At 43.4% G+C, this 21,321-nt stretch carries 28 protein-coding genes; 6 read left to right on the forward strand and 22 right to left on the reverse strand.

Annotated features, from left to right (window positions below):
- Positions 1–344: 344 nt before the first annotated feature.
- From L971_RS06165 to L971_RS06180, 4 genes are all read right to left on the reverse strand, one after another.
- Entirely contained in the window at positions 345–989 is a 645-nt protein-coding gene (locus L971_RS06165) for a KinB-signaling pathway activation protein (protein WP_024372204.1), read from the reverse strand.
- An 11-nt stretch (positions 990–1,000) separates the two neighbouring features.
- Positions 1,001–2,032 (reverse strand): Mrp/NBP35 family ATP-binding protein, encoded by a 1,032-nt coding sequence (locus L971_RS06170; protein ID WP_024372203.1) that lies wholly within the window; start codon positions 2,030–2,032, stop codon positions 1,001–1,003.
- Positions 2,033–2,384: 352 nt separating this feature from the next.
- Positions 2,385–4,715 (reverse strand): AAA family ATPase, encoded by a 2,331-nt coding sequence (locus L971_RS06175; RefSeq protein ID WP_047374991.1) that lies wholly within the window; start codon positions 4,713–4,715, stop codon positions 2,385–2,387.
- A 36-nt stretch (positions 4,716–4,751) separates the two neighbouring features.
- The gene (locus L971_RS06180; protein ID WP_047374994.1) at positions 4,752–5,339 is read right to left on the reverse strand and encodes a hypothetical protein; all 588 of its coding nucleotides are present in this window, start codon (positions 5,337–5,339) and stop codon (positions 4,752–4,754) included.
- Positions 5,340–5,530: 191 nt separating this feature from the next.
- Here L971_RS06180 and L971_RS06185 point away from each other — a divergent pair, with 191 nt between their 5' ends.
- The 6 genes from L971_RS06185 (at position 5,531) to L971_RS06215 (ending at position 10,310) form a co-directional block, all read left to right on the forward strand.
- Complete coding sequence (locus L971_RS06185; RefSeq protein ID WP_052200306.1) at positions 5,531–5,923, forward strand: hypothetical protein; 393 nt, start codon at positions 5,531–5,533, stop codon at positions 5,921–5,923.
- 65 nt (positions 5,924–5,988) lie between these two features.
- Positions 5,989–7,326: a hypothetical protein gene (locus L971_RS15165; protein WP_052200308.1), complete on the forward strand. Its 1,338-nt coding sequence runs from the start codon at positions 5,989–5,991 to the stop codon at positions 7,324–7,326.
- Positions 7,327–7,560: 234 nt separating this feature from the next.
- Entirely contained in the window at positions 7,561–8,058 is a 498-nt protein-coding gene (locus L971_RS06195; RefSeq protein WP_231557570.1) for a hypothetical protein, read from the forward strand.
- A 156-nt stretch (positions 8,059–8,214) separates the two neighbouring features.
- The gene (locus tag L971_RS06200) at positions 8,215–8,721 is read left to right on the forward strand and encodes a replication initiation factor domain-containing protein (RefSeq protein ID WP_047374996.1); all 507 of its coding nucleotides are present in this window, start codon (positions 8,215–8,217) and stop codon (positions 8,719–8,721) included.
- 6 nt (positions 8,722–8,727) lie between these two features.
- Positions 8,728–8,925: a hypothetical protein gene (locus tag L971_RS06205; protein WP_047374998.1), complete on the forward strand. Its 198-nt coding sequence runs from the start codon at positions 8,728–8,730 to the stop codon at positions 8,923–8,925.
- A gap of 344 nt (positions 8,926–9,269) precedes the next feature.
- The gene (locus L971_RS06215) at positions 9,270–10,310 is read left to right on the forward strand and encodes a site-specific integrase (protein WP_047375002.1); all 1,041 of its coding nucleotides are present in this window, start codon (positions 9,270–9,272) and stop codon (positions 10,308–10,310) included.
- Positions 10,311–10,381: 71 nt separating this feature from the next.
- On the opposite strand, the gene rpsI is transcribed toward L971_RS06215, so the two are convergent.
- From rpsI to rpsE, 18 genes are all read right to left on the reverse strand, one after another.
- On the reverse strand, positions 10,382–10,774 hold the full coding sequence (rpsI, locus tag L971_RS06220; RefSeq protein WP_021066631.1) for a 30S ribosomal protein S9: 393 nt from the start codon (positions 10,772–10,774) through the stop codon (positions 10,382–10,384).
- A 25-nt stretch (positions 10,775–10,799) separates the two neighbouring features.
- Entirely contained in the window at positions 10,800–11,237 is a 438-nt protein-coding gene (gene rplM / locus L971_RS06225; RefSeq protein WP_024372202.1) for a 50S ribosomal protein L13, read from the reverse strand.
- 154 nt (positions 11,238–11,391) lie between these two features.
- Positions 11,392–12,132, reverse strand: coding sequence for a tRNA pseudouridine(38-40) synthase TruA (truA, locus tag L971_RS06230; RefSeq protein WP_024372201.1), 741 nt, complete (start codon positions 12,130–12,132; stop codon positions 11,392–11,394).
- Complete coding sequence (locus L971_RS06235) at positions 12,129–12,920, reverse strand: energy-coupling factor transporter transmembrane protein EcfT (protein ID WP_024372200.1); 792 nt, start codon at positions 12,918–12,920, stop codon at positions 12,129–12,131. The genes truA and L971_RS06235 overlap by 4 nt, the downstream gene beginning before the upstream one ends.
- On the reverse strand, positions 12,917–13,795 hold the full coding sequence (locus tag L971_RS06240) for an energy-coupling factor transporter ATPase (RefSeq protein ID WP_024372199.1): 879 nt from the start codon (positions 13,793–13,795) through the stop codon (positions 12,917–12,919). The genes L971_RS06235 and L971_RS06240 overlap by 4 nt, the downstream gene beginning before the upstream one ends.
- A complete protein-coding gene (locus L971_RS06245) occupies positions 13,771–14,607 on the reverse strand; it encodes an energy-coupling factor transporter ATPase (RefSeq protein WP_024372198.1) in 837 nt (278 codons plus the stop codon). Before L971_RS06245 ends, L971_RS06240 begins: the two co-directional genes overlap by 25 nt.
- 69 nt (positions 14,608–14,676) lie before the next feature.
- Positions 14,677–15,030 carry a 50S ribosomal protein L17 gene (gene rplQ / locus L971_RS06250; RefSeq protein WP_012727650.1) on the reverse strand — a complete coding sequence of 118 codons (354 nt, stop codon included), beginning with the start codon at positions 15,028–15,030 and terminating at the stop codon, positions 14,677–14,679.
- A 24-nt stretch (positions 15,031–15,054) separates the two neighbouring features.
- Positions 15,055–15,999 (reverse strand): DNA-directed RNA polymerase subunit alpha, encoded by a 945-nt coding sequence (locus L971_RS06255; RefSeq protein ID WP_021066625.1) that lies wholly within the window; start codon positions 15,997–15,999, stop codon positions 15,055–15,057.
- Between the two features lie 92 nt (positions 16,000–16,091).
- The gene (gene rpsK, locus L971_RS06260) at positions 16,092–16,487 is read right to left on the reverse strand and encodes a 30S ribosomal protein S11 (RefSeq protein ID WP_021066624.1); all 396 of its coding nucleotides are present in this window, start codon (positions 16,485–16,487) and stop codon (positions 16,092–16,094) included.
- 16 nt (positions 16,488–16,503) lie between these two features.
- On the reverse strand, positions 16,504–16,869 hold the full coding sequence (rpsM, locus tag L971_RS06265) for a 30S ribosomal protein S13 (RefSeq protein ID WP_024372197.1): 366 nt from the start codon (positions 16,867–16,869) through the stop codon (positions 16,504–16,506).
- A gap of 19 nt (positions 16,870–16,888) precedes the next feature.
- Positions 16,889–17,002 carry a 50S ribosomal protein L36 gene (gene rpmJ / locus L971_RS06270; RefSeq protein ID WP_003156543.1) on the reverse strand — a complete coding sequence of 38 codons (114 nt, stop codon included), beginning with the start codon at positions 17,000–17,002 and terminating at the stop codon, positions 16,889–16,891.
- Between the two features lie 30 nt (positions 17,003–17,032).
- Positions 17,033–17,251 carry a translation initiation factor IF-1 gene (gene infA / locus L971_RS06275; RefSeq protein ID WP_021066622.1) on the reverse strand — a complete coding sequence of 73 codons (219 nt, stop codon included), beginning with the start codon at positions 17,249–17,251 and terminating at the stop codon, positions 17,033–17,035.
- A gap of 105 nt (positions 17,252–17,356) precedes the next feature.
- Positions 17,357–18,115 (reverse strand): type I methionyl aminopeptidase, encoded by a 759-nt coding sequence (map, locus tag L971_RS06280; protein ID WP_024372196.1) that lies wholly within the window; start codon positions 18,113–18,115, stop codon positions 17,357–17,359.
- On the reverse strand, positions 18,112–18,762 hold the full coding sequence (locus L971_RS06285; protein WP_024372195.1) for an adenylate kinase: 651 nt from the start codon (positions 18,760–18,762) through the stop codon (positions 18,112–18,114). Before L971_RS06285 ends, map begins: the two co-directional genes overlap by 4 nt.
- Before the next feature lie 78 nt (positions 18,763–18,840).
- Positions 18,841–20,130 carry a preprotein translocase subunit SecY gene (gene secY, locus L971_RS06290; protein WP_024372194.1) on the reverse strand — a complete coding sequence of 430 codons (1,290 nt, stop codon included), beginning with the start codon at positions 20,128–20,130 and terminating at the stop codon, positions 18,841–18,843.
- The gene (gene rplO, locus L971_RS06295) at positions 20,130–20,570 is read right to left on the reverse strand and encodes a 50S ribosomal protein L15 (protein WP_021066618.1); all 441 of its coding nucleotides are present in this window, start codon (positions 20,568–20,570) and stop codon (positions 20,130–20,132) included. Before rplO ends, secY begins: the two co-directional genes overlap by 1 nt.
- A gap of 33 nt (positions 20,571–20,603) precedes the next feature.
- Positions 20,604–20,789 carry a 50S ribosomal protein L30 gene (rpmD, locus tag L971_RS06300; protein ID WP_024372193.1) on the reverse strand — a complete coding sequence of 62 codons (186 nt, stop codon included), beginning with the start codon at positions 20,787–20,789 and terminating at the stop codon, positions 20,604–20,606.
- Positions 20,790–20,804: 15 nt separating this feature from the next.
- The gene (gene rpsE / locus L971_RS06305) at positions 20,805–21,305 is read right to left on the reverse strand and encodes a 30S ribosomal protein S5 (protein ID WP_021066616.1); all 501 of its coding nucleotides are present in this window, start codon (positions 21,303–21,305) and stop codon (positions 20,805–20,807) included.
- Positions 21,306–21,321 lie beyond the last annotated feature (16 nt).

The raw sequence follows: 21,321 nt of genomic DNA on the forward strand, positions 1-21,321 counted from the left end.
TCTTGAAAATGACGAAGCTTGCGCTTCAATCAAAACTTGTAAAACTTTTTTTGCCTCATCGTTCAGTTTTCAAAGACCAATTCGTTGTCGTGTTAGCGACTTTTTAATAATAGCGATTTGACCATTTAAAGTCAACCACTTTTTATTATTTATTTCGCTCGCTTTCTGTTGTTCAAACTTGAACAGCAGCGACGTTTATTAATATATCAGCGTCCCCCATTTTCGTCAACTGTTTTTCTAAAAAAACTTTATTGTTTTTCAAATTCGCTTCAATCCGCTTTGTCTAACTTGAAAAAAAGAAGGGAAAGCATCCAATCGGACGCTTCCCCTTCTCCACTTTTTACTCAAGACGACTTCGACGCTACACGCTTTTTCGTTTTGTTCGCACCTTTTTGCTGACGTTCTTCTACCTGTGCTTCCACAGGCGCTTGGAACCGATGAAGCATCAACACTTGATAAGCGTTCGCGAACACGAGTGTCGCTAGTGCGGGCCATAACAGCGCCACTTCATCTGTCGTTTGAAGCGCAGGGATCCATTCAATCAACGTGATGACAACCATCAGGAAGAGTGTCGGGATAAACGCGCTCGCATTCGTTTGTTTCGCTTTGCTCGTCGCGACGATCCACGAGACGATGACTAGCACGATCATCTCGCCGATATAACGCCACATATGGTCGTTGCCAAACGCAAGGACGCGGAAGTAGACCGCATCAAACAACGCGAAGGCGATCAAAAGGACTTGGACACGATTCCAAAGCCTCGGTCCTCGAAACAAATCCAATCCGACACGATGGACAATCAAATAAGCGAAGAAACCCATCATGCTGATTCCGGTCCACGTACTTGAATAACTGAGCGCCGTAATGATGGCGGCCCATGACTGACTCACTAAATAGCCCGGGTTCGCCAACAAGTTCATCACGAACCCGAATAACGTTCCGAAGACGAGTGTCGTCCAAAACAATCGTAAAAAACCTTGTACTTTCATCTGTTAACCATTCACCCTTCTATTTGTTGAATCACCGCTTGCGCCAAATCGTCGTACGTCGTTTCAAACGGATGACCGTCCCGGTAAACCGAAGGCGCGAAATCTTCATCGTTCTCATAAGGCTGACCAAGCGGGATTTGGGCGAGCAGCTTGCTCTTCAGCGCCTCTGATAATTTTTCTCCGCCGCCGTGGCCAAAGACATATTCTTTTTCGCCTGTCACTTTACTTTCGAAATATGCCATGTTCTCAATGATTCCGAGAACTTTATGGTTCGTCTTGATCGCCATTGCACCGGCACGTGCGGCGACAAAGGCCGCTGTCGCGTGTGGTGTCGTAACGATCAACTCTTGGCAAGATGGGAGCATCGAATGGATGTCGAGCGCGACGTCCCCTGTACCTGGTGGTAAGTCGAGCAACAAGTAGTCAAGATCGCCCCACTCTACGTCATTAAAGAAGTTGTTGAGCATTTTCCCGAGCATCGGTCCCCGCCAAATGACCGGAGCGTTATCTTCGACAAAGAAGCCCATTGAAATGACTTTGACACCGAACCGTTCGACCGGGATGATTTTCTCACCGCGAACGACAGGACGTTCTTCAATCCCGAGCATATCCGGGACACTGAATCCATAAATGTCCGCATCGATCAATCCGACCTTCTTCCCTGCTCGCGCCAAGGCGACAGCCAAGTTGACGGAGACGGTCGATTTACCGACGCCGCCTTTACCTGAAGCGATGGCAATAAACGTCGTTCCGGAATTCTCACGCAAAATGGCAGGTTTCGTCGCCTCTTTTAGACTCTCATCATTGAGCGCCTCAAACCGAAGCCCGACCGTCTTGAATCCTTTGCCCTTGAGAAGCGTCACGATCTCTTGTTGTAACTGGAGTTGCTCGCCGCTCCCCGTCTGGCCGAGCGCGACTTTCACACTGACGTAATCTTCTTTGATGCGGACGTCCTTCACACCAGCTGTATCTCCAAGCGTACGGTTGATCGTCGGATCGATCAATCCTGCTAATTCTTCGCGAACTTGTTCTACTGTAAGCATGTCATTTCCCCCTAATTTCTGTCTCGCTAACAGTATATCAAAAAAAGCGTTTTCTTGAGGGAATGGAAATCAACAATTTCACGCGCAACAAAAAAACTCTCTACCCCGATGGGCAGAGAGTTTGAACCAAATTGTTCGAAGATTAACGCTTCGAGAATTGTAAGAATATCTTTAGTATTAGGTAAGTCCACAGCAGTCCCTTTATATCTAATATTTTTATGTCCAATAGTAAATACAAAGGTATAAGAATGGATAGATTCAGATATGAGTTGAACCAACTTGTGCCAAACTTATGATGTTAGTTGAATACACTTTTTGTAATACATTTAAGTTTGAACAATTACACACTAATTTATCGAGTTTTTTTCCAATGATTTCGGAAATGACTCGCTGCACCATTTTCAATAAATAGCTTCTCGAAAATCTCAACCAATTCTTCTTTTTCTTTTCCTAGAGCTTCCATTGAATGATCGTCAATGGAATGAGAATTAACATCAAATAACTTTCTATGCTGTTCGTTGTTTTTATAGAAGGAATCAGGAGATATTTGATTGAATTTAAGATATGTTTCAATGATTCTTCTCATTGAATTTAACATTGAGTTGACCAGATTGGCACTATATAAACTTCCTAATTCAAGCCACAGACACGCATAATGTGTATTGAAGTCTTCTTTTTCAGAATTAATTGGTTTAAAGTTTCTTTGTTCTATTCTATAAAAACCATGCAGTTGGTATTTATCTTTCTCTTCTTTACCGTCTCCATCCTCAGCCCGAACAAGTTTTTTGAAATTCCCATACGGTTGAACATTTAGATAGAAATGAACGTTGTGAGTTAAGCAAATAAAATAATCTTTCCCACTATTAAACTTGTCCTGATAATTATTGCGATACAGTTTTTGTATTTCAGCGATTATTAAATATTGCATGGTGTCATCATTCGAATTCATCGGATCATCGAATATAACGATTTTTGGTTTGTTGGTTTTACGCTCCAAATCACTAAGACTCTCAAGGAAATAGAGGAATGCTATGATGTTTTTCTCGCCAGTTGACAATTTATCTATTGGGCGAGTATCGTCGCCATCTTTAATCTGATAATGTTCAACTTCATGCTCATCTTTTTGTAAAATCAATTCTAATTCATTTTTTCCCGCTCGCTTTAATTTATCATTAATAATATCAACTAGCTGTGACGTGTTTTTAGTTTGTTTTATGATTTCTTTTTTCAAAATCTCTTTAGATGAAATTTGATTCTGTATGTAATTTATAGTTCCAGGTGCCGGATTTATTTTCTCACCTTTTATTTCAACTTTTTTTATTTCAATTTTTTCAGTTATTTCCGCGACTTTTTTTTCTAAATCCGATAATTCATATTTCTCGATCTCATATCCCTTCCAATCTTTTTTGTATTCCGATTTTTCCTTTAACAAAGTCGCTACATGATGTAACCGTAATTTGTTTTTAGCTTCTTCTTGTTCTTCAGTTAAGTTTTCAGTTAAAACATTATTCTTTTCAATCAACACTTTTACTTTTTCGTTAATTTCGATGAAACTAATAGGTTCCGTACTCTCCACCAAACTGACAGGTTCAAAACTACTTCTAGATTTCTCATTAAGCTTATTTTTTAACACTGATAATAAGCTCTCATATCGCTTTTTTGTTATCTCGATTTCATCATTTACTTTACTTATATCTTCATGAAATAAAGTGTAAAATTCATCTTTACGTAATGGTTGAATAGTCCGTAACTCTTCTTCTAGCTTCTCAATGTTTTTATATTGAGTATCTAATTCCATTTCATTACTTTTAATTTTGTCGACTGAAATCAAAGAGCGTAGTTCTTCTAGTCTCTCTTCTTTAATTTCGTTTCCACAAAACGAACAATTCTCACCCACTTCATGAATTTTTAAACCCATTTGTGCAAACTCTTTCTTTTGAGAATCATAATTGATCTCTTTTATAAAATAATCTTTCTCTTCAACTACATACTGTAAGATGTGATTTACTCGATTAATAACAGTATCAATTTCTATGTCATTAATTATGTAGGGTGATAATACGCCTTTGGTTTTTTCAATTAGTATATTCTCGTGTCGCTCTTTTTCGATTTCATCTAATGTATTGCAGATTAATACATCTTTCAGAAAATCATTTTTAAAATATGTCGGTTTTGCAACCCTTGGAGTGTCTAGTTCTTTAATTTGTTTAGCTTTTTTTGTCAAAAACGTATCTACTTCATTTTTTTGTTTTGATAATGAAGAATTTAAAGATTGTTTAGTCTTTAACAATGGATGTCGCTCTAACGGAATATCGCTCATCACTTCTCCAAAAGTCATTTCATCACCTAGAGAGTTTAACTCTCTACTTAGCTTTTGTTCATTTACTGCTAATTCCGACAACTCTAACTCTACCTTTTTCAAATCTTTATTAGCTTTAATATTCTCCTTGCCAAGAACAACAGCATTTAGTCTTTCGTCCTCTAAGATATTATCAAAACCATTAAAAACCCTAACGTCATATTCATGTTCAAATTGTTTAGTTATTATCTCGCATAGAGTAGACTTTCCTTTTCCATTTTTTCCGAAAATAAAATTTTTACTTTTAAACTCAACAAATCTATTGTTGTTTTCAATATCAAATATCGAATACTCTTGATTGGATAAATCAACACGGATAGTCATAACTATTCTAACTCCCTCCTATATTTTTAATTCCCTTTAAATTTTAATGTACAATTTCTTTCGGATGTAATCTATCGCACTTCCTCTTTCAGTTTCATTTGACATGAACGTACTGTCAGCATCTATTAACTTCTTAACCAACTCTTCTTTGTATATTACTGCGTGCGGAAATAATGCATTAAAACATAGCTCTAACATATATTTTTCAATCATTTCTTGCGCTTGAATATTTTTCATCAACATAATATCCTCAGCCATCTGCTCATTTTTAGAAAGATCTCTATATCTTATATTTTCTTCCTCTAATTTAATCTCTTTCTCTCTCTCATCTTTAGCTACCTTTTCCACTTTTTTAGAATTCTGCTCTTCATATTTTTGCCGAAGTATTTGATCGCGTCTTTTCAGAAGCTTATTCAATTTTTCCTTTTCTAATTTTTGAATATCTTCTTTCTTATATCTTCTATCAGCATTTCTAGAAGGTATAGGGTGAATACACTCAATGTTCAATTCTTTTAACCAGTTTCTTATAGTCCTTTGAGTTATTATCTTTTTCACTTTATATTTCCTCTCAAAATACTCAAGTATCTCCATTTGCTTAACAGTTTCATTTAGCTCCACGTTCATCAAATCAACCTCATTTCTCATAATTAATAAACACTATTTTCCTCATAATTTTTCCTCATCATTTTCCTGATGAGATATATCTAAAATGTTATGCTTAAGTCAGAAACAAAGGAAGGAGGAAGCTTCCACGAACCCAAGTTTCTTGAAAATCAAATACTAAAATTCTTCGCTAAAGAAAGGATGATTTTGTTATGGCTAGATTGCCAAATCAATATCTATTCGTAAAATCCATTGTTGATGTAAAGAGATTGTTTGATGAGGCAACAAAAAGCTACGTTGTCGTCGAGAGTCGAGATGCCTTCGAATACGTGGACGGTAAAAAAACAGAAAAAATTGTTGGTAAAAACATTACTCTAATGTGTACAAGAGATGATGAAGACTACGGAACAACTAAGACAGGTAAAAAAATCGCAAACTTAAAATATAAGCAGTTCGACATTAAAATTTCTAACACTAATTTTGATGTTCTATTGGGTACAAAAGTCAAATTGGATCCGAATAAGCTAGAAAAAGCTGTGGCATATAGAAATGATTTTGGAGAACAGGTATCTATCGTGTACAGCGATCTAGACATCGTCAAATAACTTTGAGTCACAACGTCAAGAAATTAAATTGACGTTGTGACTTTTCAAAAAAGGTGTGAGTTAAAATGCGAATCACGCAACGGAAACTTAATGGTATTTATGTTTTTGCCAGTATAGGAGTTTTATCTCTGGTGTGGATCTTACTACTCTCTCACAGTCATACAATTAATCACACAATTGGATCAGCTGGTTTTAGAGTAAGAGTGTCTGAGGATCAACTCAATTATATATTCTCCCTTGTAACTACAAGTATAATTTTCCCAACTTTATTTTTTTGGTCAATCAGAAATAAAATTTGGCAAGGAAGAAGAGCCTTCAAACGCTATTTTTTAATTTTGTCCGTACGGAAAGAAATGCTCGATGCTAACTTTCATGATGAACGATATTTAACAGAGCGCGTAGTTCGTATACCAAAAATTCGAATCGAATTTGATTCTAAAGATGCACACTCTGGCCGTCTAATAATCCGAGATTCAATCGAGTTCCACGAACGCCTTTCGAAAGCAACTTTCACTCCTGCTTTAAAAGGATTTCTAGTAGAAAACGTATATCAATCTCATGACGGTGATTATTGGATCTATGGTTTCATATCGGTCCACCAATTAAAATCCTCTAAGTTTGAATCACTAAACGATTATTTGAATTGGGCTCAAAAAAACACTAATAAATATCAATTAAGAATTGATGATCGTCTTTCTTTTGATTTGAAACACACACTATTAGTTGGCGCTACTCGCTCCGGAAAAACCTACGGACTAATAGGTTTATTACTTCAAATGTTAAACAAATCAGTTGCTTATGAATTATTTTTTGCCGATCCAAAAAATGATCAGTTAAAAAAAATAGGAAAATGGATTAGTCCACAAAACGCGGCTTTCAAAACTAAAGAACTGATCGATTTAATACACAAAGTCTATTTGAGACTCGAAGAAAGAGAACAAGAGATGGCTGAAGCCACATTGAATCGAATGACCGGTGACTACCGTGATGTGAATTTAAATCCCATCCTCCTTATTTTTGATGAATTCAGTTCATTCATAAATGTGCTAGATACAAAAGAAAAGAAAATTGTGTTAGGTGAACTTACAGCAATAGTTCAACGAGGCGCAGGTGCAGGCGTGTTTTTATTTCTTTTAATGCAAAAATCTGATGCCACCACTGTCCCTACGGCAATTCGGTCTAACCTACTATTAAAAATTGTTTTAGGCAACGCTCCAACAACCACATACACTACCACGTTTGAATCCAGTTCAGATATTCCCTTTTTTAAGTTCAGTCAAGGTCAAGGCGTTCTACTCGACGACACAATGTCAGTTCCGAGAGTGGTTAGCTTTCCGTTCTTACGATTTCTTGATGAATATAACAACGGACAAAAAGCACCTGCCTCACTGTGGAAACGTTAGTTACCGCTCTTAGCTCTTATGTTATGTGCTGCTAGCCCTGCAAGCAGGGCTAGCAAGGAGGGCGTCAGCCCGACGAGCTATTTGTTGCAGAACTCCGCTTTCCCTAATAAGCGGAGTTCCAATATAACCGAAAAAGTATGTTCCTATGTTTAAAGACTTGATTTAACAACGTTTTCCGCAAGCTAAACTGCTAAATAACACTTACTAATGGTTATTAGAAAGGATGAAGAAATAATGACAGTAACAGCTGATATTGATCAATTCACTCTGATACTTAAACCGAAGCACCTAGATTTTGATTTTAATGATTGGGGTGGTTGGAAAGCTGACAGTCTGATTGACGATTTCTTAGACAGATCTAGCTTAGAGATATTGTTCGGACAGATTGAAGATGCCGATGGTGGCTTTTTAAAAAACTACACCAAGGGTTATACGTTTAAAAACGCGCCATTTTATTTTCGGATCGCCTATCATCCTCTATATGTAAACATGGGAATTTCAATTTACTTTTCTGCTTATGCATGGAGTGAGTACAGAAAACGATTCGAAATCTATTTTAACAACCTTATTCACTTACACACATTTTTTCAATTAATTGATTCAAAGCAATATTCATTTAGGCTCAGTCGTGTGGATATGGCAGTGGATTTTAAAAACGAAGGTGTAGACATTGCCAAGATCTATCGTTCTCTACAGGCTGGAAGAACCGAGGTGAGATATAACCATGAGTAACAACGAGAAAAAATTCAAAAAAAATCATTCGAAAATTAGTACCGTCAGTAGCAATCACGAGGCACAAACAATTTATATTGGCACACGCGGTGAGAACATTGATTGCTTGCTAAGAATTTATGACAAAAAATCTGAACAGTTAGGTAAAAGCAAGCGATGACACATTTAAGACATGAGGCCGAAAAACTAGATGACTGGGTTCGTTTTGAAGCTGAATTTAAAGGCCGATATGCTCATCAGTTGACCGAGCAAATTCAAATGTGTGAAACCGATGAACAACTGAAAAATATCATTGTCGGTTCCCTAATCAGTAGGTATGGCATTTACTACAAAAAAGAAAGTAAAAAAAATAAGATGAACCGACCGAGTAAAGAAACTCAGAAAATGATAGATCTGATGAGTAATAGTAGTTTCTCGTTTGAATCTTCTACATCTAGAAACAATATGTTAAGCCAAACATTGCATCATCTCCAAAAGAATAGCGGTCTATTTCCGCTTTTTTGGAAAGCGGACGAAATATGGGGCGCTGGTACTTATATCGAGGTACTTAAATGGTTAGGTGATCAATACTATAGTAACTTCGAACCCAATGATGACCACATTCATTGGTTAAAAAAATATGGTTCCCTCTATAGACTAGAAGGCAAACCTTGGGAAGGATAATTTATTATGAATAAACCAAAAGTACGTGACAACCTTGAACACATTTTAAAAATTATCAACTCCATTGAAAATGGTAAAAGTACAATCAATAAACTTAATAATGATTCTGACTACCAGAAACATATTTATACGCCTGAGGTTCTATTAGCACAAATCAAAGATTGTGCAGATAAAGCACTAAAAGGCTTTGAAGAATATGAATGACTGAACTTTGTACCAATAACTTTAATGTTATTAAGATTTAGAAAGGAGAGAAAAAACACAATGAAAACCGAAATAAACCCTCCGTATTTGCTTACAAGAGAGCAAGCAGCAGCCTTCTTAGGAGTCGATCCAAAGTCATTTGATAAATATGTTCGGTCTCAAGATGCCTTAACTCGATTCATGATCGGTCGCCAAGAGCGCTACACAGTCGAAGCATTAACGCGGTTCATTACACAGCATTCTATTTAACATCCATTTGATTGATAATGTACTAGTTTCGGAATACAATTCAGTTGTATTCAACTAGCATCTATCAATCATTTTTTTTGAAAGGAATTGATAGTATGGCTAGTATCGTTAAACGTGGTAAAGCTTATAGAGCCCAAGTGTCGCTCTATAAAAATGGCAAGCATCAAAAACTCTCTAAAACATTTCAAACAAAAAAAGAGGCAGAGCTTTGGAGTTTGGAAATGGAGATAGCAAAAGGAGGTGGCAAAGAGTTAGTTCATCGAATGACTACATTCGCTGATTTTTTTGAAACGTGGATGTATCTAGTGAAAGCAAAGGATGTTAAGGAGACAACGTTCCAAAACTACCTTCAAGCGTCACAAATTATAAAGAAACTATTTAAAGACATTCGGCTAAAAGATTTAAACGATATCGTTGTACAGCAAAAAATTGATGAGTATGCTAAGACTCACTCACGTAAAACAACTCATGGCTTACTTGCAAAGATTAAAACATCTCTACATGATGCATATGCGAGAGGCTATATTGCTAACGATTTCTCTAAGCTGCTTAAAACACGCGGAGAAGTGCTTCCTAAGCGAAACAAAGCCCTGAGTATCACAAACCTTAGAAAGCTTCGTAAACACCTCCTAACGCATCCTCAAGATGAATTTAACTTATTAGTTCTACTAGCATTAGAAACAGGAATGAGACGAGGAGAACTATTAGCATTAAGACCTGACAGCTTATATATGTATGGAATAAAAGTAAGACATTCAATTAGTCCTACTTCCGAGGACACCTCATTAAAAACACTAAGCGCGAAACGTGACGTATCTATCAACAAAGAGGTCTATGAGTTAATTGCTAAAATACCCATCAAGGACACTGGTTATATCTTTAGTTTCGGAGGATTCAAACAATCAGAAAGACTCGCTGATCTATTAGATAGTCTTGAAATCCCGAGAACAACTTTCCATGGTCTAAGAGATACCCATGCATCATTCCTATTCTCACAGGATATAGATATTGCATATGTTTCTCAACGTCTAGGTCATAACAACATTCAGACTACACAGAACTACTATTTAGAATTAATGCCAGAAAAAAAGCACCAGCAAGATGCTGATGCTTTAAACCTCTTAAATTCTCTTTAATCATTAAATCGAATAGTTGCACCAACTTGAACCAAAAATTCTCTGCACACGTTGGTATAGCAACAAGTTGATTAACGCTTCGAGAATTGTGGTGCGCGACGTGCTGCTTTAAGACCGTATTTTTTACGCTCTTTCATACGTGCGTCACGAGTCAAGAAGCCTTTTTCTTTGAGGCTTGGACGGAATTCTGGGTCCGCTTGAAGAAGCGCACGTGATACGCCGTGGCGAATCGCTCCAGCTTGTCCTGTGAATCCACCACCGTTAACGTTAACGATTACATCGTATTTACCTTCTGTTTCAGTCAATACGAGTGGTGATTTAGCCATCATGATCAAAGTCTCATGACCGAAGTATTCTGAAATATCGCGGCCATTTACAACAACTTTACCGTCACCTGCAACGAGGTGAACGCGAGCCACCGAGTGTTTGCGGCGGCCTGTTCCGTAGTAACGTACATCTGCCATCGTTTAGTTCCTCCCTGTGTCCCGATTAACCGCGAAGTTCGTAAACTTCTGGTTTTTGTGCTTCGTGCTTGTGCTCAGCTCCAGCGTAAACGTGGAGTTTGTTGAATGATTGACGACCGAGTGATCCTTTTGGAAGCATCCCTTTGATCGCGAGTTCAAGCATACGCTCTGGACGTTTTGCAAGAAGCTCTTTTGCAGTTTGTGATTTCAAACCGCCTGGATGACCTGAATGACGGTAGTAGATCTTGTCATTCAACTTGTTACCAGTTAAGTGAATTTTCTCAGCGTTGATGATGATGACGTGGTCTCCGCAATCAACGTGTGGTGTGAAAGTCGGCTTGTGCTTACCGCGAAGAAGTGATGCTACTTCACTAGTCAAACGACCAAGTGTTTTGCCTTCTGCGTCGATAAGGAGCCATTTGCGTTCTACTTCAGATGCTTTTGCCATGAATGTCGTGCGCATGTGGAATACCTCCTAAAATGTCTGTTCGCTTAATTTTTTTACTGCTTGGGTGATGCTTTATCATAATCCTAGTTTACGGGGCTAAGATTGTGGTTCATCTCTCAATATGAAAATGAAATGCCAATGAATATAATACGATTTTATAAGGGGAATGTCAATCTACTTTTTCATAATTCACATTCCATAAATAAAGACCGTGCGGCGGTGCCGTAATTCCGGCCGTGCGGCGGTCTTTTTCGCCTAACATTCGGACGATATCGACCGGTTCGTACTTGCCCCTACCGACCTCGAGCAACGTCCCGACCATAATACGGACTTGGTTGTATAAAAAGCCCGATCCGACGAAACGAAAATACATCTCATCGCCCGTCTCCACAAGTTCCGCCTCATAGATTGTCCGCACGCGGTCAATCACTTCCGCTTTCGTCACGGAGAACGACGTGAAGTCGTGCGTACCGACCAAATGGATGAGGGCTTGTCGCATCCGTTCGAGATCGAGGTCATACGTTACCGTCACAGCGTGATGACGTCGAAACGGGTCGGCTTCTGCCCGCACGAAATAACGATACTCTTTCCGCTTTGCTCCGTAGCGGGCGTGGAAGTCTGTCTCGACGTCAACAGCGGTCTTAACGAGGATGTCATCCGGCAACATTGCATTCAACGCCTTGACGAAACGGTCGGCCGGCATTCCTAGGTGGGTATCAAAATGTAGCACTTGCCCCTTCGCATGGACGCGTGCGTCGGTACGACCAGAAGCCACGACTTTGACCGGCCGTCCATGCATCCGGTTCAACACCGCCTCCACTTCTGCTTGAATCGTGTTGCCGTTCGGTTGGACTTGATAGCCGGCATAGTTCGTCCCGTCATAGGCGATCGTTACTTTAATTCGTCTCATCCAATCCCTCGCAATCCTAACAGTATGAGCGTCAACACGACGAATGAGACGAGTAATGCCGTATCACGGCGATGCCACGTCATTTCCCGCCATCTCGTCCGTCCCTCGCCCCCTCGGTACCCACGAGCCTCCATCGCCGTAGCGAGGTCCTCAGCCCGCTTAAACGCCGATACGAATAACGGGATCATAAGGGGGACGACGGCTTTAAGGCGGTCTTTGATCGGACCACTCTTTAAATCGACGCCCCGGGCCTGTTGTGCTTTCATGATCCGGTCTGTCTCGTCAGCGAGCGTCGGCAAGAACCGCAGGGAGATGGACAACATGAGGGCGATCTCGTGCGCCGGTACTTTGAAGCGTTCGAGCGGACGGAGACCAGCCTCAATCGAATCCGTCAATTCCATCGGTGTCGTCGTGAGCGTGACGAGTGTCGTCAACATAACGAGATAGAAGAAACGGAGCGAGACGATCAGCCCCATCCGAATCCCTTCCGAGTAAATCGCGAACGGTCCGAACGAGACGAGCAAGTCCCCGTCCCGATTGAAGAACAGTTGTAAGAGAAGCGTGAAGATGATGAGAAACAAAATCATCCGCAATCCGTTCCATAAGTAACGCCATGACAGTTGCGACAGTTTGACCGCGAATAGCGTGAACGCGAGTAAGAACACGTTCGTCCATAAGTTGTCCGCCAAAAAGACGACAGGGATGAACAAGAGGATGAATAACGTCTTCGCCCGGGCATCGAGCGTATGAAGCCATGAGTGCCCGGGAATGTATTGTCCGATGATCACACGGGTCCCTCCTTTTGCAGCTGAGCGGCGATCCAATCCGCCAACTCGCGCTCTGTCCGTAACGATGGAGCCGGCTCCCCGAATGCGGGCGCGAGTTCGAGTGCGAGTTGCAGGACGTGTGGAACATCGAGTTGCAACGACTGAACGAGCGTTTCGTCACGGAATAAGACGAATGGATCCCCATCGAAGGCGATGGCTCCGCGTTCCATAACGACGACACGTTCAGCGTACGTCAAGACGTCATCCATGTCGTGCGAGACGAGAATGAGCGTCAACTCAAGTTCTTCTTTCAATCGTTTGAACAAACTGAGCATCTCCCGGCGCCCGAGTGGATCGAGCCCGGCTGTCGGTTCGTCGACGACCAATACGTCCGGACGGCTTGCGAGCACGCCTGCGATCGCCACACGACGCATTTGTCCGCCCGACAAGTCGAACGGGGACCGCGTCCATAGCGCCTCGTCTAGACCGACGAGACGGAGAGCGGCATGAGCCCGCTCTTTCGCTTCGGCCTCGGTCGCACCAAAATTACGCGGACCAAACATGACGTCGCGTTCGACCGTCTCTTCGAACAATTGATGTTCGGGATATTGAAAGACGAGCCCAACGCGGCGCCGAAGCGGGAGTAAGCTTTGTTTCTTGTCACGCCGTTTCGTGATCGCTCGGACCTCGATGTCGTCGACGACGACTTTCCCTTTCGATGGTCGCAACAGTCCGTTCAAATGTTGAACGAGCGTCGACTTTCCTGAGCCGGTATGGCCAAGAAACGCAACAAGCGCCCCCGACGGAATGGTAACATTCACATCGCGCAGCGCGGTTCGTTCAAACGGAGTATTCAATTGGTAAAGGTAAGTCACTTCTTCAATGCTAATCGGCATAGATGATTCACCAACTCCGAATGTTGTAGCATCAGACGATCGAGTGGAATGCCTCGTTCCTTCAGTTCGAGTTGCATCCTGACAATGAACGGCACATCGAGTTGGATGGCACGTAACGCGTCCGGATGTTGAAACACGTCTTCAGGTGTCCCCGTCATGGCGATTTCGCCTTTAGACAGAGCAATAATACGATCAGCAAACAATACTTCGTCGAGCTCGTGGGTAATAGCGACAACGGTCATCCCTTCTGAGACGAGCTGTTGCACCGTTTGTAACACCTCTTTGCGCCCGATCGGGTCAAGCATCGAGGTTGCTTCATCGAGCACGAGGACATGCGGGCGCATTGCGAGAGCCGAAGCAATCGCAACACGCTGCTTTTGTCCACCGGATAACTGATGCGGTTCACGGTCCGCTAGTTCCGATAATCCAACGCGCGCTAGACTGTCATCAATTCGACGAACCATTTCTTGACGTGGAAGTCCCATGTTTTCGAGAGAGAATGCCACATCATCGCGCACGGTCGCCCCGACAAACTGGTTGTCGGGATTTTGGAAGACGACACCGACCCGTTTACGAACGTCCCACACGTCTGTGGCGTTCGTCGGATCGAGTGTCTCTACCCGGACTTCTCCTTCTTGAGGAAGCAAAAGCCCGTTCCACAGTTTCGTTAAAGTCGACTTACCAGAACCGTTATGGCCGACGATGGCGAGCCATTCCCCTTTGTATACATCGAGTGACAGCCCATTTAAGGCTGGCTCGGTCTGTCCCGGGTAACGAAACACGATATCGCGTACCATAATCTGCGTTTCCATCTGTCGACTCCTTTCCGATGTGGAAACAGGGCAATACGTCACCGCATGCCCTGTTGACTGCCTAATGAATTAGACGAGTTCGATGATTACAACTTCAGCACCGTCACCGCGGCGTGGGCCGACTTTCATGATGCGTGTGTATCCACCTTGACGTTCAGCGTAGCGTGGTGCCACGTCTTCGAACAATTTTTGGATTGCGTCTTTTTCTCCAGCGTTCTCTTTGCGAACGAATGAAGCTACTTGACGACGGGCATGAAGATCGCCACGTTTCCCAAGAGTGATCAATTTTTCAACGACTGGGCGAAGTTCTTTCGCTTTTTGTTCAGTTGTTTGAATGCGCTCGTTGATAATAAGGTCAGTTGCAAGATCACGCAAAAGTGCCTTACGTTGTGAGCTTGTACGGCCAAGTTTCGAATAAGCCATTACATTTCCCTCCTTCGGTTGAACTTAGTCTTCTTTACGCAAGCCCAAACCGAGCTCGTCCAACTTGAGTTGAACTTCTTCGAGTGATTTACGTCCGAGGTTACGGACTTTCATCATCTCTTCCTCAGATTTGTTTGCGAGTTCTTGAACAGTGTTGATGCCAGCGCGCTTCAAGCAGTTGTACGAACGAACTGAGAGATCGAGTTCTTCAATCGTCATTTCGAGTACTTTTTCTTTTTGGTCTTCTTCTTTCTCGACCATAATTTCTGCATTGAGAGCTTCGTCAGTCAAGCCAACAAAGATGTTCAAGTGTTCTGTCAAAATTTTCGCCCCGAGCGATACCGCTTCTTCCGGACGGATTGAACCATCTGTCCACACGTCTAATAGAAGCTTATCGAAGCTAGCGTCTTGACCGACACGTGTTTTGTCTACTTCGTAGTTCACGCGTTGAATCGGTGTGTAGATCGAATCGATTGGAATGACACCAATCGGCATATCATCACGTTTGTTATCTTCTGCCTGGACGTAACCACGACCACGGCGAGCAGTCAAACGCATGCGAAGCGTCGCGTTGTCAGCGAGAGTCGCGATGTGGAGCTCAGGATTCAAGATTTCAACGTCGCTATCATGGGTAATGTCTGCCGCAGTGACAGCACCGGCACTTGAAACATTAATCTCAAGCGTCTTCTCTTCGTCCGAGTACACTTTGAGCGCTAACTTCTTCAGGTTTAATACGATTTGTGTGACGTCTTCGACGACACCGTCAATCGTAGAGAACTCGTGAAGCACGCCATCGATTTGTACTGCCGTTACCGCTGCACCAGGGAGCGATGACAATAAAATTCGACGCAGTGAGTTACCGAGAGTCGTGCCATATCCACGTTCAAGCGGTTCGACTACGAATTTACCAAACGTAGCATCCTCGCTGATTTCGACCGTTTCGATCTTTGGTTTTTCAATCTCGATCATCTGAACCCCTCCTTGAGTGTATCCTGCCATGCAGCTTGCACTGCATTGTATATGCTGTCCGTGCTAGGTAAGCCCATCACACGCTCAAGCGATTATACGCGGCGACGTTTTGGAGGGCGGCAACCGTTGTGCGGAACTGGAGTTACGTCACGGATTGCAGTTACTTCAAGACCAGTAGCTTGGAGGGCACGGATAGCCGCTTCACGTCCAGCACCAGGACCTTTAACGTTAACTTCTACTGTACGCATACCGTTGTCCATTGCAACTTTCGCTGCAGTTTCAGCAGCCAATTGTGCTGCGAACGGAGTCGATTTACGTGATCCTTTAAATCCAAGGTTACCAGAAGTAGCCCATGAGATCGCGTTACCTTGCGTATCAGTGATAGTGATGATTGTGTTGTTGAATGTAGAACGGATGTGTACCACACCGACTTCAACATGTTTTTTAACTTTACGTTTAGAACGTACGTTTTGCTTACGTTTCGCCATTGTTCAATTCCCTCCTTTACTTCTTCTTGTTCGCTACTGTACGGCGTGGGCCTTTACGAGTACGCGAGTTGTTCTTCGTGTTTTGACCGCGAACAGGGAGACTACGACGGTGACGGACACCGCGATATGCGCCGATTTCGATCAAACGCTTAATGTTGAGTGAAACTTCACGACGAAGGTCACCTTCAACTTTGATTCCGTCGATTGCTTCACGGATACGGTTGATTTCGTCCTCTGTCAAATCACGTGTGCGCGAATCTTCAGATACGTTTGCAGCCTTCAAAATTTCTTGTGCTCTTGTTTTACCAATACCAAAGATGTATGTGAGCGAAATAACGATACGTTTTTCGCGTGGAATATCTACACCAGCAATACGTGCCATGTGTGCACCTCCTCTTAGATTAACCTTGTTTTTGTTTGTGTTTCGGGTTTTCGCAAATTACCATTACTTTACCCTTACGACGAATAACTTTACATTTTTCGCAGATCGGTTTTACCGACGGTCTTACTTTCATGATTATACCCTCCTCCTGGAAAAATCGGAGTTACTTGTAACGGTACGTAATCCGCCCGCGAGTCAAGTCGTACGGAGACAACTCGACAGTTACGCGGTCACCTGGAAGGATTCGAATGTAGTGCATCCGAATTTTCCCTGAGACGTGCGCGAGCACCGTGTGGCCGTTTTCTAACTCCACTTTAAACATTGCGTTTGGAAGTGGTTCGACAACAGTGCCTTCCACTTCAATGACATCTTGTTTCGCCATCATTTATTCCCCTTTCTATATGAAGATATTTAGGAGCACAGACGATCTATCGCATTGTACTGTGAGAGAAGGATCCGTAACGGATCAGCACGAAGCAATAGAGCCTCATTCACCGGAATCGAGTTTCGTTAAAATCTCGTATCCATCGTCTGTGATGGCGATGGTGTGCTCAAAGTGGGCGCACATGCTACCGTCCACTGTCACAACTGTCCAGTTGTCAGCCAGTGTTCGAACATAGCGTTGACCAGCGTTCACCATCGGTTCGATAGCTAACGTCATTCCAGTCTTCAGGCGTGGCCCTTTCCCCGGTGGACCATAGTGTGGGATTTGCGGTTCTTCATGCAAATTTTGTCCAACACCATGACCGACGTATTCGCGGACGACCGAAAAATCGTGTGACTCGACATACGCTTGAATCGCATGTGAGATATCCGTTAATCGTTGCCCAGCCTTGGCGTGCTCCAATCCTTTATACAGACTTTCTTCAGTTACGTCAAGTAACCGCTGTGTCTCTTCCGAGATTGTCCCGACTGGATAAGTCCAAGCCGAGTCTCCATGGTATCCGTTATAGTGAGCACCGATGTCGATGGAGATAATATCTCCGTCGTTCAATACCCGCTTTCCGGGAATGCCATGAACAAGTTCTTCATTCACCGACGCGCAAACACTACCGGTAAACCCGTTGTAGCCTTTGAACGAAGGTGTTGCACCTTGGCTGCGAATGTAATCTTCCGCAATCCGATCGAGGTCAAGCGTCGTGATTCCTGGTTTGATATGCTCTTTGAGCACCTGGTGCGTTCGAGCAACAATTTGCCCAGCCTCACGCATAATCGCAATTTCACGAGGCGTCTTCGTGATGATCATTCAGTATCACCGAGTAACGCTTTGACATCGGCATAAACAACATCGATTGGACGATCTCCATCCAATGTACGAAGATACCCTTTTTTAGCGTAAAAGTCAATGAGTGGTTTCGATTGCTCGATGTTGACGTCAAGGCGACGGCGGACCGTTTCCTCTTTATCGTCTTCACGTTGCATGAGTGCCGACCCATCCACATCACAGATGCCTTCCACTTTTGGTGGGTTGAAGATCACATGATATGTCGCTCCACACGTCGGGCAGATCCAACGACCTGTCAAACGCGGAACGAGAATTTCCGCATCCACATCAATGTTGACGACGTGGTCAATCTGTTTTCCCAAATCTTTAAGCAAACTTTCGAGTGCCTCTGCTTGAGCAACAGTACGCGGGAATCCATCGAGCAAGAAGCCGTTTTTCGTATCATCTTGACTCAAGCGCTCACGTACGATTCCGATTGTTACCTCATCCGGTACGAGTTCACCTTTATCCATGAACGATTTTGCTTCTTTTCCGAGTGGCGTTCCGCCTTTGATTGCCGCACGAAACATGTCGCCTGTCGAAATGTGTGGGATTTGATACTCTTCGACGATTTTAGCCGCTTGAGTCCCTTTCCCTGCACCCGGTAAGCCCATGAGTACTAGATTCATCTCAGTTAGCCTCCAGTTTTGTTTTTCACGAACAGGTCGTAACACGACAGGAAGGAAGGGTTCACCCTTCCTTCCGCTTTAACGGATAAAGCCTTTGTAGTGTCGTTTTACGAGTTGGCTTTCGATTTGTTTCATCGTTTCGAGGGCTACCCCGATGACGATCAACAAGCTCGTCCCTCCGATTTGCACCGAAGTTGGAAGACCGGCAAGCTTAATGAAGATTGTCGGCATGATCGCGACGAGCGATAAGAAGATCGCTCCGAAGAAAGTCAATCGATAGAGCAACTTCGTGATGTACTGTTCTGTTTGCGCCCCAGGACGAATCCCAGGAATATAACCACCTTGCTTCTGCAGGTTTTCTGCCATTTGTTCCGGGTTGACCTGAACAAACGTATAGAAGTAAGCGAACGCGATGATGAGCGCTACATAGATCGACATTCCGATTGGAGCTGTCGTATCAAAGTAAGTCTGCAACTTTTGCGTCGTTTCCGGAGAAGCAATGAAGCTTGCAACAGTTGGCGGTGTCACCATGAAGGAAATCGCGAAGATAACCGGGATAACACCAGCCGCGTTTAGCTTGATCGGCAAGTGCGTCGACTGACCGCCCACTGGGGTACGGTTCGCCGTGCGCTTCGCATATTGAATCGGGATTTTGCGCGCCGCTTGTTGAACATAAATGATCCCAACCGTCACAGCCAAAATGACCAACGCCAATACAACCAAGTAAACAATGTTAATGAATAACGCATCTCCAGCATTTTGGAGTTTCGTTTCATAAATCTGCGTGAAGATTCTTGGGAACCCAGCGATGATACCGGCGAAGATGATGATGGAAATACCATTCCCAACACCTTTCTCCGTCGTCATCTCACCTAAGAACATCAAGAACGCTGTACCTGCAGTGAGTACAATCGCGATCACAAAGTAGGTCGCCGTTCCCCACGTCTCATTGACGAGACCTGGGTAGAGACGGTTGAATCCGAACGACAATGATGTCGCTTGAATAAATCCTAAGATGATCGTTCCATAGCGCGTGACCGTCGCTAACTTCTTACGACCCGCCTCACCTTGTTTCGCCCATTCGGCAAACTTCGGTACGACGTCCATTTGTAAGAGTTGCACGACGATCGATGCCGTAATGTACGGCATGATCCCCATTGCGAACAGGGAGAAGTTCTGTAAAGCATTTCCTCCAAACAAGTTCAAGAAGTCTAAAAGACCACCTGAGTCAAAACGCAACACATCCGTATTCACCATCGGCACCGGGATATGGGCCCCGATGCGGAAAATGATGATGATTGCGAGTGTGAAGAGAATACGCTGTCGAATATCTTTCACGCGCCACATATTGGAGATCGTCTGAAACATCAGATCACCTCAACTGAACCGCCAGCTGCTTCGATCGCTTCTTTCGCTGCACCCGAGAATTTGTTGGCTTTTACAGTCAATTTCGTTTCAAGCTTGCCGTTAGCAAGTACTTTGATCCCGTCTTTAGCAGAGCTGACAACACCAGTCTCGATTAAGAGTTCTGGAGTAACTTCAGTACCTGCCTCGAAACGGTTAAGCGTGTCTAGGGAAACAACTGCATACTCTTTACGAGTAGGGTTGTTGAAACCGCGTTTTGGAAGACGACGGTAAAGTGGGTTTTGCCCACCTTCAAATCCTGGACGAACGCCACCGCCCGAACGAGCTTTTTGACCTTTGTGTCCACGGCCAGAAGTTTTACCGTTACCAGTCGCCATACCGCGACCGACACGGTTGCGTTCGTGACGTGAACCTGGAGTTGGCTTCAATTCATGGAGTTTCATAGTGGCACCTCCTTATTTATTAAGATCGTTTGATTATTCGTTGATTTCTTTTACAGTCACAAGGTGCGACACTTTTTTGACCATACCGCGCATCGCGACGTTGTCAGGGACAACGACTGTCTGATGCATTTTGCGAAGACCAAGTGTACGTACTGTTACACGCTGATCCTCAGGACGGCCAATAATGCTGCGTGTGAGGGTGATTGCGAGTTTCGCCATGTCTAGTTCCCTCCCTTATTTAAGAAGTTCTTCTACGCTTTTACCGCGTAGTTTAGCAACTTCCTCTGCTTTTTTAAGCTCTGTCAAGCCTTTAACCGTCGCGCGGACGATGTTGATTGGTGTGTTAGAACCTAACGATTTCGAAAGGATGTCACCTACACCTGCAAGTTCGAGTACGGCACGAACCGGACCACCTGCGATAACCCCAGTACCTTCAGAAGCTGGTTTCATGAATACACGACCTGCTCCGAATACTCCTGTGATTTCGTGTGGAATTGTTGTACCGACCATTGGTACTTGAACCATGTTTTTCTTAGCGGCTTCAATAGCCTTACGGATCGCTTCTGGCACCTCTTGTGCCTTACCTGTACCGAAACCGACGTGACCATTCTTGTCACCTACGACTACGAGAGCGGCGAAACGGAAGCGACGGCCACCTTTCACGACTTTCGCGACGCGGTTTACGGTAACAACGCGTTCTTCGAGTTGTTCCATGTTAACGTCTAACTGGCGCATCGAGTGTCCCCTCCTT

The organism is Exiguobacterium sp. ZOR0005 (genome assembly GCF_000798975.1).
In the GTDB taxonomy this organism is placed as follows: domain Bacteria; phylum Bacillota; class Bacilli; order Exiguobacteriales; family Exiguobacteriaceae; genus Exiguobacterium; species Exiguobacterium aurantiacum.